We start from the raw sequence: 15,327 nt of genomic DNA on the forward strand, positions 1-15,327 counted from the left end.
CGGTAGAAAGACACACTGAGTGTCGCGCCAGCGGCTGGCAGGCAGGAATCGCGTCATGAGTTTGCGGTGGCCGGGTCTCGACCTGTGACGCATGCTGATGACGAGAGGGGTGAGGCAGTGGTGGAAACGATCACGGCGACTTACAAGCACGACAACGACGACTGGACGATTACCGTCAGCGGCCGCGGCAAGGAGCTGACCGGCAAGGCGCCGGGCATCATCGCCGCCCGCGACCGGGCCGACCAGCTCGTGGAGAAGCTCGCCCCGAACGAGCGTCCCACGGTCGTGCACCTGCTGAACGGCAACGCGCTGGAGTTCACCAGCACGTACATGGCCGCCCGCCTGACGCTGCCGGAGATCGAGCCGCTGGAAATCCCGCCGTCGGGCGGAGCCAAGGCGGCAGCGGCTGCTGCGGACTCCGGCAAGACTGAAGCTCCGGCTACTGCTGCTTCGGCTACTGCGGCTGCCGCTCCGGCCGCCGCCGCTCCGGCGGCTACTGCTCCGAAGGCCGCCGCGGAGAAGGCTCCCGAGCAGCCCGCCAAACCGGCGCTGCCGCCGAGCAAGCAGCTCCCGAAAGAGGTCGAAGACCGCAAGCCCGACGAAACGAGCCGCCCCGGTGTGACAGCCGGCGCGTCGGCCACGCCGCCGGTCGCACGCGCCTGACCTGCACTGTTTCTTTCACGCGGCTCGCGCTTTCGCGGGCTTGTTTGGCGTGCGCTGACTAGCCGCAGCCCGGCGAAGCTGGGTACCTGGGGCGCGGACTCCGGCAAGACGTCGCTCCTTGACGTCTGCGGGCCGCTGCTCAGGTCACCGCGCCCTGCGCGCTGACTAGCCGCGGCGGCTGTCGTCCCGCCCCTTCGCCTTTCGGACCGCGGCGCAGATCCGGCCGTACGACGTCCGGAGACAGTGTCGGCACCCCTCTGCCGACCGGGCCCGCAAACAGTCCGCTATGCCCAGTACAGCGGGATAAAACCGCCACCGTCACCCAGGCGGGGTAGCCCAATACGGCGAACGTGCTCCGCCAAACCGACCCAGGCGGGCGACCGCCGAATGAGTGACCCCGGGTTCAGTGGCACTTCTCACGAAGTTAACCCGCCGTGACGATCAAGGCTGTCGATCCGCCATCCAGGGATGAAACAGCCAGTATTCGGCAGGTCACGCGCCGCCGAGCAGCTCTGCCCAAGACGCGACGCGGGGTAACCACGGATCCGCCCTAGCGGCGCGCCTCGTACAGGCGCGCTCGCTCAGCCGCACCCTTGGAAAGCCCCAGGCAAGTCGCTCAGGCCACGGAGAGCCGCTCAGGCAGCTGGGAACCGGATACCCACACGCCCCGCGTGCGAGGTGCCCCGCGTGCAAGGTGCCCCACGTGCCCCACGTGCAAGAGCCTGCCCAGAACCCCAAGCCCCGCCTGCCCCGGACCAGCAAAGGCCCGGGGCTGTCAGCACGGGAGGCGAACCGTCAGCGGAACAGCTTCCGCACCAGCAGCACGGCCACCAGCACGCCTGCCCCGATCAGCGGGTACTTGACCTTCGGGTTGTCGAGCTTCGCGCGCACGCCGTCCTTCGCCTGTTCGGCGAGCTTCTGCGGATTGGCCTTCGTGCCCAGCTGGTCGAGGGTCGCCGCCAAAGCGGTCCTCGCCTGCTCGATCTCACGCTCGATGGTCTCGGGGTCGCGAGCCACGTGCCCTCCTCGCCGCAGTCGGACTGTAGGCGGTCCACGGTAGAGGACAACCCCCGCGAGACGGCGACTGGCCACGCCGAGCCGACCCGAACGTGGCGCGCGCTACGATCACACCTGGTTCCTGGGGGCCGTAGCCCAATTGGCAGAGGCACACGGTTTAGGTCCGTGCCAGTGAGAGTTCGAGTCTCTCCGGCCCCACCCGCACGCTCTGATCAGTAGTGCAGCAGACCGCCGCCGTTGAGGCATTTCAGTCTCTACGGTGGCTGGAATGGCTGACCATCTGCTCGTCATGACAACCACTCCGGACCGCGAGTCGGCAGCCCGGATCGCCTCGTCAGCCGTAGCGCGCAGGCTCGCGGCCACCGCTCAGGTCCGCGGCCCAGTCACGTCCTACTTCTGGCACCTCGGAGAAGCGGGCGAAGGCGAGGAATGGATCGTCATGTTCAAGACCACCGGCACGCGCTACGGCGAGCTCGAGGCACACATCATCGCCGAGCATCCGTGGGACAAACCGGAGGTGACCGGCATCGAGCTAGCCCGCGGGTCGGCCGAATACCTGCGGTGGATGGAGACAGCGACCACGCCTGAAGGCTGAGTCAGGCGCGGACCAAGTCGACCGCAGCGGCGAACTCGAGGACATCCCGGTGCCGATCGAGAGACTTGAGTCTCTCCGACTCCACACTGCCTCCAGCCTGAAAGCCCGTCCGAACAGGTTGCCGGACCGAAAGGTTCAGCTCATCCCCGGCCAGAAACCCACACCGTCAGCAGTGCGGCGGCGATCCGACCCATCCCGCGATGTTGCACTCCGGCACGAAACCCACACGCTGGCATTTCCCGGAGTCCTTGTCCTATTTCCCCTCGCCCCAGTCGGTCCAGCAATAGTCCGGATATACCGTCCATTCTTCGACGTCGTCGACCCACGGCGGATTCTCCAGCCGCGGCCACTGCCGGACGCTCAGGTTGATCCTCGGCCGCAATCCTGCAAGCGGCCCTTGGCATCCCGACCAGCAGCAGGTCGCGGCTGAGCAATGGCCGACACCGCCAACGGGCCTATCGGAACGCCGAGGAATGCCGGACAAGGAATCAAACAGCGGCTAAAAACTCATCAACCGCAAGCGGCATCGCCCCGGGCCGCGCTCGCTCGTGAGGACAGTTGCTCCCGTGCCCGGGTCAGCGCGGCGATGCGTTCGTCCAGTACGGCCAACCGCCGGTCCACCAGCGCCACCGCGCTCGAGGACAGGCGTCGCGAGGGCAAGTCTCCCTGCAGGCACGAGCCCAGCGGGCGGATGTCTTCCATGGTGAGCCCCGAATCGAGCAGGTAGCGGATGTTCGCCACCCGCTCGATCGCGGACTCGTCGTAGCGCCGGTACCCGTTGCGGGAGCGGGCCGCGGTCAACAGGCCCTGCTCCTCGTAGAACCTCAGCGCCCTGGTGGTGACTCCGGTGGCCTTCGCCAGCTCTCCGATCCGCACCGACCCGAGCGTACGCCGCTAAGCGATCACTGCGCCGCCGTCGACGGGCAGGACCACGCCGGTGAGGTAGTCCGCGCCGGGGCTGGCGAGTTGGACGATCCAGTGGGCGACTTCTTCCGGCCGGGCCAGCCGTCGCAAGGGCACCATCGCCTGCAGGGACGCGTGCTGTGCTTGGGCCTGCTCGGCGGTCAGGCCTTCGCGGGCGTAGATCTCGGTGGCGACCGGACCGGGGGCGACTGCGGCGACGCGGATGCCGCGCGGGGCGAGTTGCACTGCCCAGCTTCGGGTCAGCGAGTCCAGCGCGGCTTTCGTCGCGGCGTAGAACTCCCGGCCTGCCATCGGCCATCCGCGCTGGCCGATCGCGGTCGTCACGTTGACGACCGCGCCGCCGGTCTCGCTCAGGTGCGGCATCGCGGCTTGCACGAGATAGACCGGTGCGAGCAGGTTCGTCGCGACCACTCCGTCGAACGCGCCTGGCTTGATCTCGCCCAGCGCGGCCGGTTCGACGATGCCGGCGTTGTTCACCAGCACGTCGAGCCTGCCGAATTCGGCAAGCGCCGCAGCGACAATCGTCTCTGCGGTGCCTGCCTCGGTGATGTCGGCGGCGAACGGGCGGATCCGCGGGGAACTGGCCGCGGTTTCGGCGAGCCGTTCGGCGGTCCGGCCGACGACGAGGACGTTCGCGCCCTGCCGGGCGAACTCGTGTGCGGTGACCTGTCCGATGCCCGTTCCGCCGCCGGTGACGATCACGGCCTTGCCTTCAAACTGTCCTTCACTCATGTCATCCGACGCTAAACATTGCCGTATGCGTGAAGGTCAAGCCGCTCAGCGCACGCGGTCGTAAACCAGGGCCACTTCGCCGAGATCGCCGGTCTCCTGGTGCGCGACTGTCCACTTAGTACCCGGCAGGCCGTCGTCGAACAGCCGCGGGCCGCCGCCGGCGATTTGCGGGCAGATGGTCAGGTACAGCCGGTCGACCAGGTCCTCGGCCAGCAGCGCCTTGATCACGCTGACGCTGCTGTTGACCAGGATGTCGCCCTCGCCGTCGGCCTTGAGCGAGACGACGACCTCGGCGGCGGGCGCGTTCACGACGCGCGTGCGCTCCCACGGCGACTCGGTGAGCGTGCTCGACAGGACGACCTTTTCCGTGTCCACCAACCACTTCGCGTAACCGCGGTCGCGCGGGTCGGCGTTTTCGTCGGCGGCGACGGTCGGCCAGAAGCCGAGGAAGCCTTCCGCGTTGCGGCGGCCGAGCAGCGCGGTCGTCGCGTTCTCCCAGATGCGGGTCATCTGGTTGCGGGCGGTTTCGGTGGTCACGTACGGGATGATCGCGCTCATGTCGCCGGGGCCTTCCGGACCGTGGTAGCGGCCGTCGAGGGTCAGGGCGAGGTTGGCGGTGACACGACGCTCGGTCATGACTGGGTTTCCTTTCGGGCGATGACTTCGGTGAGGTGGTCGAGGACCTGTCCCCAGCCGGTTTCGATTCCGGCGATGGCGGACACGGCCCCGACGGTCGTTGCGCTGATCTCCAGACCCAGCCGCAGCTGGGTGCCGCCGTTCGCCGCGGCGGCGAGGGCGAGGTCGTAGTGGCCGCTGAACGCGACGGCTCCGGCCGCGTCCAGCACCGACAGGTCGAACACGAGCCGCTCGGTTTCGCGAGCGGTCCGGACCTGTCCTTCCGAGCGATAGCTGCCTTCGGCGTCGCGGTAGGCGAGAACGACGCGGCCGCCCGGCTTCGGCTCGAGGACACACTCGGTGACGGCCAGGGACGGCGGGACCCACCACGACGCCAGCAGCCCGGCGTCCGTCCAGTACCGCCAGACCGTTTCCGGCGGCACCGGCAGCACGCGTTCGAAGGAGAACGCGCGACCGTCGGCCCAGCGATCCCGGTCCGCGGCGGCGGTGTCGGCTTCGATCGCCGCGCGGTAGCGATCGAGCACGTCGCGCTCTCCCGCGTGTGCCTCGATCGTCGCGGCCAGCTTCTGGAGCTGGTCCGCGAACTGCCGCAGCGGAGCCGCTTCGGCCGCGTAGACCCGCCGTTGCCCGAGCGGGGCCATGGTGACCAGGCCGGCGCGGGCGAGGGTCTGCAGGTGCTTGGTCGTCTGCGGCTGCCGCAGCCCGGTCAGCTCGGCCAGTTCGCCGACCGACCGCGGCCGCTCAGCGAGCAGTCCGACCAGCTGCCACCGGGTGGTGTCTGCGAGTGCTGAGGCGATCCCGTCCATGCACCGAAGTATTCACTAGCTCGAATATTCGTGTCAAGGAATTCTTTTACCCGGGCAGCAGCCGGGCGGCGAGGTTCCGGACCGCCAAGCCCCGCTTCGTGCGCGGGACCAGCATCGACGCCGCCGTCCCGACCCCGCGCTGCTTGGGCTTCACCCGCGCTCGATGGGTGGTCTCGTAGTGCGCGAACGCCTCGGCGTGGGTGCCGTCAGCGAGCGCCGCAGCCAGGGTGTGCGCACCGACGATCGCAAGGCTCGACCCGTCGCCGAGCAGCGAGACGCACGACGCGGCATCGCCGACCAGCGCGACCCGTCCACGGGACCACTTCGGCGGATCGACCACGGCGACCGCGTCGAAGAAGACGTCGTCGGCCGCTTCGAAGCGCGCCAGCAGCTCCGGGACCCGCCAGCCGAGACCCTGGTAGGCGGCGGACACGATTTCCTTGCCCTGTCCGGAGTTCGGCGCGCGGAAAATGAACGCGACCCCGGAATCTCCCCGCACCGGATGGATCGCCACGAGCCTGCCCGGGGTGTTCAGCAGGACCACGTCCTCCGGATAATCGGACGGCTCGCCGAGCGACACCGTCCCGACATACAGCCCGGCGCGCCGGACGAACTTCTCCTCGGCGCCGAATACGAGCCGCCGCACCGACGAGTGCACGCCGTCCGCGCCGATCACCAGGTCGAACCGGCGCGGAGCAGCGTGCTCGAAGGTCACGTCGACCCCGCCCTCGTCCTGCTGCAACGCGGTGATGGTGTCGCCGAAGAGAATCTCGGCGTCGTCGCGCGCCGATTCGTACAGCGCGGAGGCGAGATCGGCGCGCGGGACCTCGATCTCCTTGCGCACCGCCATCCGCACCGTGGTCACCGATCGCCCGCGCGCGTTGAGCACTCGCAGTCGCTTCGCGTGCGTCGCGACCTCGCGCAATCGCGGCACGACGCCCATCGCGTCGGCCACCTCCATCGCGCCAGCGCGGACGTCGACCGGGTTGCCGCTGCTGCGCTGGCCAGCCGCCCGCTCCACGACGGTAGGCCGGAAACCATTGCGCGCCAACCAGAACGCGAGGGTCGAACCAGCGATCCCGGCACCGCACACGAGGACGTCACGAGTCATGTCTTCGACAGTAACCGCACTCAGTGCAGAATTGCAATGAGTGCAGGATTGCACCCGATGTCGTAAGCTCGCGGAGTGTCTCTCCGTGATCGCAAGCGCGCCCGCACCCGCCAAGCGCTGATCGACGCGGCGACGGACCTCTTCGAGCGCAACGGCTACGACGAGACGACCATCGCCGACATCGCCGCAGCCGCCGAGATCGGCACGCGCACGTTCTTCAGCTACTTCGCCAGCAAGGAAGAACTGGTATTCCCGGACGCCGAGAGCCGGGTACAGGCGTTGCTCGAAGCCCTCGCGAACCGCGCCCCGGACGACCGGCCGATCGACCTGCTGGTCCGCGTCCTCTCCGATGGCGGCGAGGTCAGCAACGACATCATCGGCAAGCTGACCCCGTTGCGGATGCGGCTGCTCCAGACCGTGCCCGCCCTCCAGGGCCGAGCGCTCCAGATCCAGTCCGACGCCGAGCGCCGGATCGCCGAAATCCTCGCCGAAGCCTTTCCCGACGAACTCGACGACCTCAGCGCCCGCACGTTGACCGGTGCGTTCGCCGGCGCGGTGCGCGGAGCGTCGCAGGCCATGCTCGACCGCACCGGCGACCTCACCGCCGAGCAGCGAACCCAAGCGACCCGGCAGGCCATCGTGAAGACGCTCGGGCCGTTGCTCAAACGCGACTGACGTGCTCCGCGCACAGACAGGCCACCGCGGTGTCGATCCACTCGCGGCCCTCCCACTCCGGATGCCGCTCGATCAGCTCCTCCCGCACCTCCGCGATCACGGTCTCCTCGGCCATCGCCGAATCGCGGCGACGCCAGGTCTCGTCGCGCAGCAGTTCGAGATAGGCGCGCAGATCGTCGAGGAGTTCCGGACCGCTGATGTCGCCGTGGCCGGGGACGACGATTTCCGGCCGCTGCCGCGAAAGCTTCCGCATGACCTCGATCCAGCGGATGCCGGACACGTCGGTGTCGTGCGGCGGGAACCACGGGAAGATCGCGAACTGGCCGGTCTCGGCGAGGTCGCCGGTGAACAGGACGCCCGCGTCCGGGACCGTCACGACCTGGTCGCCCTTGCTGTGCGCGCGGCCGGTGGCACGCAGCTGCACCACGCGACCGCCGAGATCGAGGTCGTGCGACGAGTCGTAGACGACGTCCGGCGTCGGCAGCTCAACGCCTTCGAGCTGCCGCGCGACCGGCTCCCCCAGCCCGGCGAACATCTGCAGGTAACCGGGACCCTTCGCGGCGAGATCGGTCGCCTGCGCGCGGTTGGCCAGATAGGTCGCGGCCCCGGCGAAGGTCTGCGCGCCGAACGCGTGCTCGGGGTGGAAATGCGTGGTGGTGAGGTAAATCCGGCGTCCGCGCGCGTACTCGGTCGCGAACTTCAGCACGGTTTCCGCGTTGCGCGGGCCCATGCCGGTCTCGACGACGAGCACGGAATGGGTCCCGCCGATGACGCCGACGTTCGGCACGAGCTGCACGCCCTGGTTCGGGATCACGACGAGGTCGCGGGCGAGTTCGCGCACCTGCGAGGTCTGCACGACGGGATCGGGATACGGATAGCCGGGCATGGGCGGGTGCTCCTCGGGGAACGCGGGATCAGTGACGGTTCCAGTCCAGCGCGGCGGCCGCGCGCGTGTCCAAGACCGATCCGCTTTTCCCGATACCGCACGGGTATCGTCCGACGTACGGCATGGTCCTGGCCCGCTTGCCAGATGACGTGATGGCGGCGCGCGTCAGCCGCTCCACTACCCTAGAGTAATGGATTCGCGACAGATCGCATTCGTTCGGGCAGCTCTTTCCGATGAGCTTCAAGCCGCTGGAGTGGAGCTGCCCGATGATCGTTTGGATCGCCTCGCCGAGCTGGCGACGAAAGCCGCGCTGAACTGGATGATCGCCGCCGCTCAAGAAGGCATGATCGAATCGGTGCACGTGTCCAGCGAGGATCCGCGCGATGGAAGGTAAGTACCGGTACCCGCCGATGGAGCGGCCGCTGGGCTCCGGCATCTGGGGACGGCCGACACTGGCCGACAACCTCAAGCACTTCGCGTACTACATCGACCGCGACGACCTGTGGAAAACGTGGTGCGGCCAGGAGGTGCCTCCAGACCACAAGTGCCCCCCGATCGGCTGGCGGCCTGACGGCACTCGCGGAGCCGTCCGGACATGCCAGGACTGCGAACGGCTCTACAAGGAGCAACACAACTTCGCCGCAGCCGTGAGCCGGAAGTTCTCCCCGCAGAGGCAGCAGCGGGTCCGGCTTACGTGCCTAGGCTGCGGTAAGGACGTGCCGCCGCAGACATCGGTCTGCGGTTGCGGCACTTTGTTTTACAACCCCAATCACAGCGGAAGCTAGGCCATCCCGCTTTCCATTCCGCACTGCCGCCGTTGCTCTCCTGCCACGCGGGCGACGGGATCTCGTTCGACATAGCCGAACGCCCAGCCAGCTTGTCGACGCGGCTTGCGACAATCTCGCACGGGTATCGTCGCTGGTTGTGGATCTCCGTTCGCTCCGGTACTTCGTCGCGGTCGCCGAGGAACGCCACTTCGGCCGGGCGGCGGCGCGGCTGCACATGACCCAGCCGCCGTTGAGCCGCGCGATCAAGCAGCTCGAAACCGACCTCGGTGCGGCCCTGCTGGACCGTTCGCCGTCCGGGGTCTCGCTCACCGCCGCCGGAAGCGCGCTCTACGGCGAGGCTCGCACCTTGCTCGAGGCGGCAGACCAGGCCCGCGCGAAAGTCGCGGCGGCCGCGGGACCCGGGACGCTCACGCTCGGCACCCTCGCCGACAGCTCGGAACCGGTCGGGATCCGGCTCGCCGGCGAGTTCCGCGAACGGCATCCGGGCGTGCGGATCAGCGTCCGCGAGGCCGATCTCACCGACCCGACCACCGGGCTGCGCGCGGGGCTCGTGGACGTCGCGCTCACCCGGATTCCCTTTGACACCAACGGAATCCGCACGCACGTGCTGCGCTCCGATCCGATGGGCGTCGTCCTGCGCGCGGACGATCCGCTGGCCGGGCGCGACGAGGTGCGCCGGGAGGAACTCGCCGACCGGACGTGGTTCCGGTTCCCGGACGGCACCGACCCGCAGTGGCAGGCGTTCTGGAGCGGCGGCGTCGCCGGCGGGCCGGTCGTGCGGACGGTGCACGAATGCCTGCAAGCCGTGCTGTGGAACGGAACCGTCGGGCTCGCCCCGCTCGCGCACGCGTTTCCCGAGGGTGTCGCGACGGTCCCGTTGGCGGACTACCCGCCGAGCCGGCTCGTGGTCGCGTGGCGCGAGGATTCGACGCCGCCGCTGGTCCGCTCGTTCGTCGAACTCGCCGTGCGCATCGCCGGGCTCGACCGCCGCGAAACCCCCGCGAACCCGTAGGCTGGGCCCGGACATCGGGGAGGTGTGGGCCGTGCCGGGACGCAATCCGCTGCGGGTCCTGCGCAAATGCGCGGACTGGTTCGAAAACCGCGGCGTGTACATCCCCGGCGAGGAAAGCCGCGCGGTCGACCCGGTCCGCGACTTCGGCTGGCTCATGGTCGCCTGGGGCGCCGGCGTCGCGGTGTTCATCCTGTTGTTCGCGTTCGCGGTCTGAATCCCGTCCTCAGGCTGTTGACATCGTGGTGACGACTGTCACCCGGAGTGCTCTTTCGATCACGGATCGGCCACGGCTGTACACCAGGTCCGCGTCTTCCGCACCGTGACGGCATTAGTGCCGCCAGAGTGGAGCGGGTCGGCTCGGCAACTACGCCGAACGGCACCCCGCCCCACCCCGACTGGAGTACCCCCGCGATGGCGCCCCCGCGCACCCCGAAACTGCTGTTGACCGCCTGCCTGCTGTTTTCCGTGGCAGCCTGCGGCGGCGTCAACGCTCGGGAAGGCTCCGCCGCGATGGGCGTCGGCAACCCGGCGGCGCAACCGGCCGCCGCACAAGCCTCCGGCGACCTGCCGTTCGGCGCCAACCACCGCTTCGCCAGCGGGATCACGGTCTCGCTGTCCGCCCCGCAGTCCTTCCAGCCGAGCCCGGCGGCGTACCCGCGCAGCGCTCGTGCGGCGGCGTTCTACATCCAGGTCACGAACAACGGCACGGATCCGTATCGGGTCTCCGGGCTTTCCGTCACCGCGATGGTCGCTGGGAAGCCCGCGAAGCAGGTTGTGGACGCCACGCAGGGTCTCGGCGGCGTTTCCGACGCAGGCAAGGACCTGATGCCGGGCCGGTCTACGCAGGTCACGCTCGCTTTCGCGGTGCCCGCCGACAGCGCCCGGATCGCGGTGCAGGTGCGGCCGAGCACGGGCGAGCCCGCCGTCGTCACCTATTGCGGAGACGCCTGAATTACCCTCGTCTCCATGACCGACCAGCGACTTGCCGTGGGCGACGAAGCGCCCGGATTCACCCTGCCGGACAGCACCGGCAAGAACGTCTCGCTCAGCGACTTCCGCGGCCAGGCCGTGGTGGTGTACTTCTACCCGGCGGCGAGCACGCCGGGGTGCACCAAGCAGGCTTGCGATTTTCGGGACAATCTCGCGGAACTGAACGACGCGGGATATCAGGTGCTGGGGATTTCTCCGGACAAGCCGGAAAAGCTGGCCAAGTTCGTCGATGCGGAGAAGCTGACGTTCCCGTTGTTGTCCGATGTGGACAAGACGGTGCTGACCGAGTGGGGCGCGTTCGGGGAGAAGAAGAATTACGGGAGGATCGTGCAGGGGGTGATCCGCTCTACGTTCATCGTGGACGCGGAGGGGAAAATCGCCAAGGCCGCCTATAACGTGCGGGCTACCGGGCACGTGGCCAAGTTGATCCGCGATTTGGGGATTGCTTCCTGAATTGTTTCCCGGAGCGCGGAGAGGCCGGACAAGCCTCTCCGCGCGATCGGTCAGCGACGCACCTGATAGCGCAGGTGAAGCACCCGGTCGCCCTGAACCACGTCAGGATCCTCCAGCAGGTGCTGTGCGTTGACCGAGCCGAAGTAGCGTTTGCCGGATCCGAAGACGACCGGGACTAAATCCATCCGCACCTCGTCGACCAGGCCCGCGGCGAGTACCTGACCGCCGACGTCGCCTGCGGCGACCTCGACTAGGCGGTCGCCTGCTAGCTCTTGTGCTTCGGCCACGGCTGTCTTGACGCTGTCGACGAAGTGGAACGGGGCCTCGGGGTTCCAGCCTTCGGGCGCTGGGCGGTGCGTTACGACGACTACGTGGTCGATTCCGCTCGGCGGCTTGCCTTCCCAGCCGTCTGTCAGGTCGAAGACGTGGCGGCCGACGATCGTCACCCCGATCCGGTTCCAGTACGGGCGGGTGTAGTCGTAGGACGCCTGCGAGACCTTGAGCGCGCCGCTTTCGTCCAGCGGGACGTCGCCGCTGGTCAACCAGTCGAACAGGGGTCCGGGCTGGTCGCTTTCGTCGGCGATGAAGCCGTCTGCCGACACCGAGCTGTACATGACGACCTTGCCCACGGGGTCTCCTCTGTATTGGGGGTGGCCCCAAATTAGCGGGTTGCGAGCGGTCGCTCTTGTAAGAAATCAATCGGTCGGCAGCGGCCAGTTGTTCAGTGTGTGGCCGGGGTGTTCGAGGAGGAAGCGCCGCCGGACTTCGACGTACTGGGTTGGCGTGAGGCCGGTGAAGGCGCGGAACTCGTGGCCGAAGTGGGCCTGGTCGAAGTAGCCCGCGCGACCGGCGAGTTCGCCCCAGTCGATCGGGCCGGCGGGGTCTAGCGCGAACACGGTGGCGGTGAAGCGGTGCGTGCGGGCCAGGCGCTTCGGAGTGACGCCGATGAGAGTTTTGAACCGCTTCGCCAGATGGGTGCTGCTGACCCCGGCTGCCACGGTCAGGTCGCCGATCGTCACCGAGCCGCCGGTCGCCGCGATGACGCTGCTCGCGTGGCTGACCAGGGCCAGACCGGCGGTCTCGGATAACCGACGCATCAGCTCCTCTTCGAGCAACGTCAGCATCTGTTGCGGTCCTGCCGTGGCCAGCCGGTCTCGTAGTTCTGAGACGGCGGAGCGGCCCCAGACCTGTTCTATCGTCACTGGCCGGTCGCACAATTCGGCCGCGGGCATCGGCAGGAACGGGGCCAGGCCCCACGGTTTGAAGTGCACGCCGACGGATCGGGTCTGGGGCGGGTAGCCGAACTCGTACGCGCGGGTGGGCATGGTGATTACGCAGCCGTCGGCGTACTCGGCCGTCTCCAGGTCGGTGCCGGAGCGGATGCGGAAGGGTGCTCCGAGGTTGACGATGAGCAGCGCCGCCGGTGCCGGCGGCAGCATCAGCCGGGCGTACGGCGGCGCGCCCTCCAGGTAGTAGAGGTCGTCGATCAGCCCGGCGAGGGGCGGTCGCGGCACTCTGGACACGTACTCCACGCCCACAGCATCGCCGACACCTGCCCGCGAGCGCTACTCACGGAAAACTGCCGGGAAGCGCACCGTGAAAGCCGTGCCTTCGCCGGGAGTGCTGGCGGCAGTTACTTCCCCGCCGTGGGCTTCGGTCAATTTGCGGACGATTGCCAGGCCTAGACCGCTGCCGCCGGAGATTCGGCTTCTCGACGGGTCCGCGCGCCAGAAACGGTCGAAAACTCGGGGCAGATCTTCTGCGGAAATACCGGTTCCGGTGTCGGTTACTTCGAAAATTGCGTCGTTTTCGCGTTGGGTCGCGGTGACGGTTACCGATCCGCCGGACGGGGTGTGGCGGATTGCGTTGGAGACCAGGTTGTCGAGGGCTTGGCGCAGGCGTACCGGGTCCGCGGTAATGGCCGGGTTTTCCATCGGCGGGACGGACAGGTGGACGCCCGCGGCTTCGGCGCGGGGGGCGTGGGCGGCGGCGAGGTGGGCCAGGAGCGTGTTCGCGTCGATGGGTTCTGGGTGGACGCGCAGCGCGCCGGCGTCGGCCAGGGCCAGGTCTTGCAGGTCGTCCACGATGTGCTGCAGGTGGACCGCTTCCTCCAGCAGGGAGGCGACCAGGTCGTCGTCCAGCTGGCTGATGCCGTCCTGGGTTGCTTCCAGCCAGCCTCTGATGGTGGACAGCGGGGTGCGCAGTTCGTGCGCGACGTCGCTGACCATCGCTTTGCGAGCGTTCTCCAGCTCTTCCCTCGCGCGCGCCATGTCGTTGAACGCCGCGGCCAGACGGGCGATTTCGTCCTTGCCTTTGACTCGGACCCGGGCGCCCGTCTCGCCCGCCTTCAGGCGTTGGGCAGCGCCGGTCAACGCGCGGAGAGGGCGGATCAGGCGGATCGACGCGAGCGCGGTGACGATGACCGTCAGCAGGAGGATCGCGGCGGTGACGGCGATGAGCTTCGTGCGGTTTTCCGACGAGAGAGCGAAGCCGGTCGGGGGCTGGTCGGTGCCCTTTTCGGTGATGTAAAGCCAGGCCGCGGGGGCGACGTAGGGGGTCAGCTGCTCTTTGCGGGCCGAGGTCACGCAGTTGGTGACGGTCTGGTCGGTGGCTTGGACGACCGGACCGTCGAAGGTCCAGGACAGGGCCAGTTTCGCTACCGGGATCGCGCGGTCGTTGCGGCCGAGGCAGGCGTCGATCAGGCCGGACAGCTTGGCCAGGGCGGCTTGTTCGGTCTCGGTGGGGCGTTCCAGCAGGCCGGTGCCGCATTGGGCGGTTCCGGCCGGGGCGATGACCCGCGGGTGGCCGCTCGGGGAGATTTCCAGGCTGCCGAGGCCGGTTCTGCGCTGGGTGCAGGACAGGACTTTTTCGGCTACTTCCTGGAGGTCGTCGCGTTCGTCCGCGGGGAGGTTGTACGGGCCGACGGCGTCGGGGTCGATCCGGTCCGGGGTGGATTTGACCCCGAGGCGGGTGTCGACGGCCAACGGGTCGATGACCGCGGACGGTTGCGGCGGGAGTTTGCCGGGGTTCTGTTCCGAGCTGGCGATCAGCTTGCCCTGCGGGGTGGTCAGGACGATTTTGCGGCCGGTCTTTTCCGCGTAGTCGTTGATGGTTTTGCTCGCGCCGGACCACGTGGGATGGGTCGCCGCGTACGAAAGGAGAGCCTGGTAGATCGTGCCATCGTCGGCGAAGAGCTGGCCTTGTTCTCGTTCGATGGCGCCGGAAGTGGTCCGGGAGGCGAGCCAGGCGGTGGCCGCGATCGCGCACACCGCAATGGCCGCGGTTACCGCGAAGAGGCGGAAGAGGAGGCTACGGGGCATCGGACTTGGCGGTCAGTTTGTAGCCCACGCCGTAGACCGTCAGAAGTTTCGCCGGTTTTCTCGGGTTGGGTTCGATTTTCTTTCTGAGGTTCATGATGTGCACGTCAATCGCGCGCTGAGTGATGTAGCGGTCGAAACCGTGCAGGTGTTCCAGGAGCTGGGCTCTGGTGAAAACCTGGTCCGGGCGGGCGGCCATGACCTCCAGGATCCGGAATTCTCCGGGAGTGGTTTCGATCGGGTTTCCGCTTACCGCGACCTCGTGTTTGTCTTTGTCGACGGTCAGCGTGCCGACTTTGAGGGGACCGTCTTTCGCCGCGTTCGTCCGCCGGAGAAGGGTGCGGACCCTCGCCATGAGTTCGCGCGGGCTGTAGGGCTTGGTGACGTAGTCGTCCGCGCCCAGGTCGAGGCCCTGGAGCAGGTCGTCCTCGGTCGAGCGGGCCGTGAGCATGAGGATGGGCAGGTCGGAGGACGCCCGGATGGTCCGGCAGACGGTCAGGCCGCTCATGCCGGGGAGCATGACGTCCAGGATCAGCAGATCGGGTTCTGCCGTGCGGATTTCCGCCAGTGCGGCTTCGCCGGTGGGCGCGACGACGACGGTGTGCTGCTCGTGTTCCAGGTAGCGGCGGACCAGTTCCGCTTGTTTGGGATCGTCTTCGGCCAGCACGATATCGGCGCACATACCAGCCGAGACTAGCCCGAGTCCCGCCCCGGAGCCACCA

At 68.2% G+C, this 15,327-nt stretch carries 19 protein-coding genes and 1 tRNA gene; 9 read left to right on the forward strand and 11 right to left on the reverse strand.

What is annotated here, in order from left to right:
- Positions 1–117 precede the first annotated feature (117 nt).
- Entirely contained in the window at positions 118–663 is a 546-nt protein-coding gene (locus tag ACZ7OI_RS21720) for a hypothetical protein (RefSeq protein ID WP_470266014.1), read from the forward strand.
- Positions 664–1,458: 795 nt separating this feature from the next.
- Here ACZ7OI_RS21720 and ACZ7OI_RS21725 read toward each other — a convergent pair.
- A complete protein-coding gene (locus tag ACZ7OI_RS21725) occupies positions 1,459–1,680 on the reverse strand; it encodes a DUF3618 domain-containing protein (protein ID WP_037358573.1) in 222 nt (73 codons plus the stop codon).
- A gap of 124 nt (positions 1,681–1,804) precedes the next feature.
- Here ACZ7OI_RS21725 and ACZ7OI_RS21730 point away from each other — a divergent pair.
- Positions 1,805–1,878, forward strand: a tRNA-Leu gene (locus tag ACZ7OI_RS21730).
- A gap of 70 nt (positions 1,879–1,948) precedes the next feature.
- Complete coding sequence (gene cutA / locus ACZ7OI_RS21735; RefSeq protein ID WP_470266015.1) at positions 1,949–2,275, forward strand: divalent-cation tolerance protein CutA; 327 nt, start codon at positions 1,949–1,951, stop codon at positions 2,273–2,275.
- A 510-nt stretch (positions 2,276–2,785) separates the two neighbouring features.
- Here the strand turns inward: cutA and ACZ7OI_RS21740 are convergent.
- Genes ACZ7OI_RS21740 through ACZ7OI_RS21760 form a run of 5 tightly spaced genes read right to left on the reverse strand, consistent with a single transcriptional unit; the run spans position 2,786 to position 6,484 of the window.
- Entirely contained in the window at positions 2,786–3,151 is a 366-nt protein-coding gene (locus ACZ7OI_RS21740; protein WP_470266016.1) for a MerR family transcriptional regulator, read from the reverse strand.
- Between the two features lie 18 nt (positions 3,152–3,169).
- The gene (locus tag ACZ7OI_RS21745) at positions 3,170–3,931 is read right to left on the reverse strand and encodes an SDR family NAD(P)-dependent oxidoreductase (RefSeq protein WP_470266017.1); all 762 of its coding nucleotides are present in this window, start codon (positions 3,929–3,931) and stop codon (positions 3,170–3,172) included.
- A gap of 45 nt (positions 3,932–3,976) precedes the next feature.
- Complete coding sequence (locus ACZ7OI_RS21750; protein ID WP_470266018.1) at positions 3,977–4,567, reverse strand: dihydrofolate reductase family protein; 591 nt, start codon at positions 4,565–4,567, stop codon at positions 3,977–3,979.
- The gene (locus ACZ7OI_RS21755) at positions 4,564–5,373 is read right to left on the reverse strand and encodes a metalloregulator ArsR/SmtB family transcription factor (RefSeq protein WP_470266019.1); all 810 of its coding nucleotides are present in this window, start codon (positions 5,371–5,373) and stop codon (positions 4,564–4,566) included. Before ACZ7OI_RS21755 ends, ACZ7OI_RS21750 begins: the two co-directional genes overlap by 4 nt.
- Positions 5,374–5,419: 46 nt before the next feature.
- On the reverse strand, positions 5,420–6,484 hold the full coding sequence (locus ACZ7OI_RS21760) for an FAD-dependent oxidoreductase (RefSeq protein ID WP_470266020.1): 1,065 nt from the start codon (positions 6,482–6,484) through the stop codon (positions 5,420–5,422).
- A 75-nt stretch (positions 6,485–6,559) separates the two neighbouring features.
- On the opposite strand from ACZ7OI_RS21760, the gene ACZ7OI_RS21765 reads away from it, so the two are divergent.
- A complete protein-coding gene (locus ACZ7OI_RS21765; RefSeq protein ID WP_470266021.1) occupies positions 6,560–7,159 on the forward strand; it encodes a TetR/AcrR family transcriptional regulator in 600 nt (199 codons plus the stop codon).
- Here the strand turns inward: ACZ7OI_RS21765 and ACZ7OI_RS21770 are convergent.
- The gene (locus ACZ7OI_RS21770; RefSeq protein ID WP_470266022.1) at positions 7,146–8,045 is read right to left on the reverse strand and encodes an MBL fold metallo-hydrolase; all 900 of its coding nucleotides are present in this window, start codon (positions 8,043–8,045) and stop codon (positions 7,146–7,148) included. The two genes, ACZ7OI_RS21765 and ACZ7OI_RS21770, sit on opposite strands and share 14 nt — an antisense overlap.
- A gap of 190 nt (positions 8,046–8,235) precedes the next feature.
- On the opposite strand from ACZ7OI_RS21770, the gene ACZ7OI_RS21775 reads away from it, so the two are divergent.
- From ACZ7OI_RS21775 to bcp, 5 genes are all read left to right on the forward strand, one after another.
- Complete coding sequence (locus tag ACZ7OI_RS21775; RefSeq protein WP_470266023.1) at positions 8,236–8,439, forward strand: hypothetical protein; 204 nt, start codon at positions 8,236–8,238, stop codon at positions 8,437–8,439.
- A 530-nt stretch (positions 8,440–8,969) separates the two neighbouring features.
- Positions 8,970–9,845 carry a LysR family transcriptional regulator gene (locus tag ACZ7OI_RS21780; RefSeq protein WP_470266024.1) on the forward strand — a complete coding sequence of 292 codons (876 nt, stop codon included), beginning with the start codon at positions 8,970–8,972 and terminating at the stop codon, positions 9,843–9,845.
- 31 nt (positions 9,846–9,876) lie between these two features.
- Positions 9,877–10,059, forward strand: coding sequence for a hypothetical protein (locus ACZ7OI_RS21785; RefSeq protein WP_116205006.1), 183 nt, complete (start codon positions 9,877–9,879; stop codon positions 10,057–10,059).
- A 197-nt stretch (positions 10,060–10,256) separates the two neighbouring features.
- The gene (locus tag ACZ7OI_RS21790; protein ID WP_470266025.1) at positions 10,257–10,796 is read left to right on the forward strand and encodes a hypothetical protein; all 540 of its coding nucleotides are present in this window, start codon (positions 10,257–10,259) and stop codon (positions 10,794–10,796) included.
- A 15-nt stretch (positions 10,797–10,811) separates the two neighbouring features.
- A complete protein-coding gene (bcp, locus tag ACZ7OI_RS21795; RefSeq protein WP_470266026.1) occupies positions 10,812–11,288 on the forward strand; it encodes a thioredoxin-dependent thiol peroxidase in 477 nt (158 codons plus the stop codon).
- A gap of 50 nt (positions 11,289–11,338) precedes the next feature.
- On the opposite strand, the gene ACZ7OI_RS21800 is transcribed toward bcp, so the two are convergent.
- The 4 genes from ACZ7OI_RS21800 to ACZ7OI_RS21815 all read right to left on the reverse strand — a co-directional run bounded on the left by ACZ7OI_RS21800 (position 11,339) and on the right by ACZ7OI_RS21815 (position 15,287).
- On the reverse strand, positions 11,339–11,917 hold the full coding sequence (locus ACZ7OI_RS21800) for a dihydrofolate reductase family protein (protein WP_470266027.1): 579 nt from the start codon (positions 11,915–11,917) through the stop codon (positions 11,339–11,341).
- 66 nt (positions 11,918–11,983) lie between these two features.
- Positions 11,984–12,802, reverse strand: coding sequence for a helix-turn-helix domain-containing protein (locus tag ACZ7OI_RS21805; protein ID WP_470266028.1), 819 nt, complete (start codon positions 12,800–12,802; stop codon positions 11,984–11,986).
- Positions 12,803–12,853: 51 nt separating this feature from the next.
- On the reverse strand, positions 12,854–14,608 hold the full coding sequence (locus tag ACZ7OI_RS21810) for a sensor histidine kinase (RefSeq protein ID WP_470266029.1): 1,755 nt from the start codon (positions 14,606–14,608) through the stop codon (positions 12,854–12,856).
- Positions 14,598–15,287, reverse strand: a complete 690-nt coding sequence (locus tag ACZ7OI_RS21815; RefSeq protein WP_470266030.1) for a response regulator transcription factor — start codon at positions 15,285–15,287, stop codon at positions 14,598–14,600. Before ACZ7OI_RS21815 ends, ACZ7OI_RS21810 begins: the two co-directional genes overlap by 11 nt.
- Positions 15,288–15,327: the final 40 nt, after the last annotated feature.

The organism is Amycolatopsis sp. NPDC114503 (genome assembly GCF_055633655.1).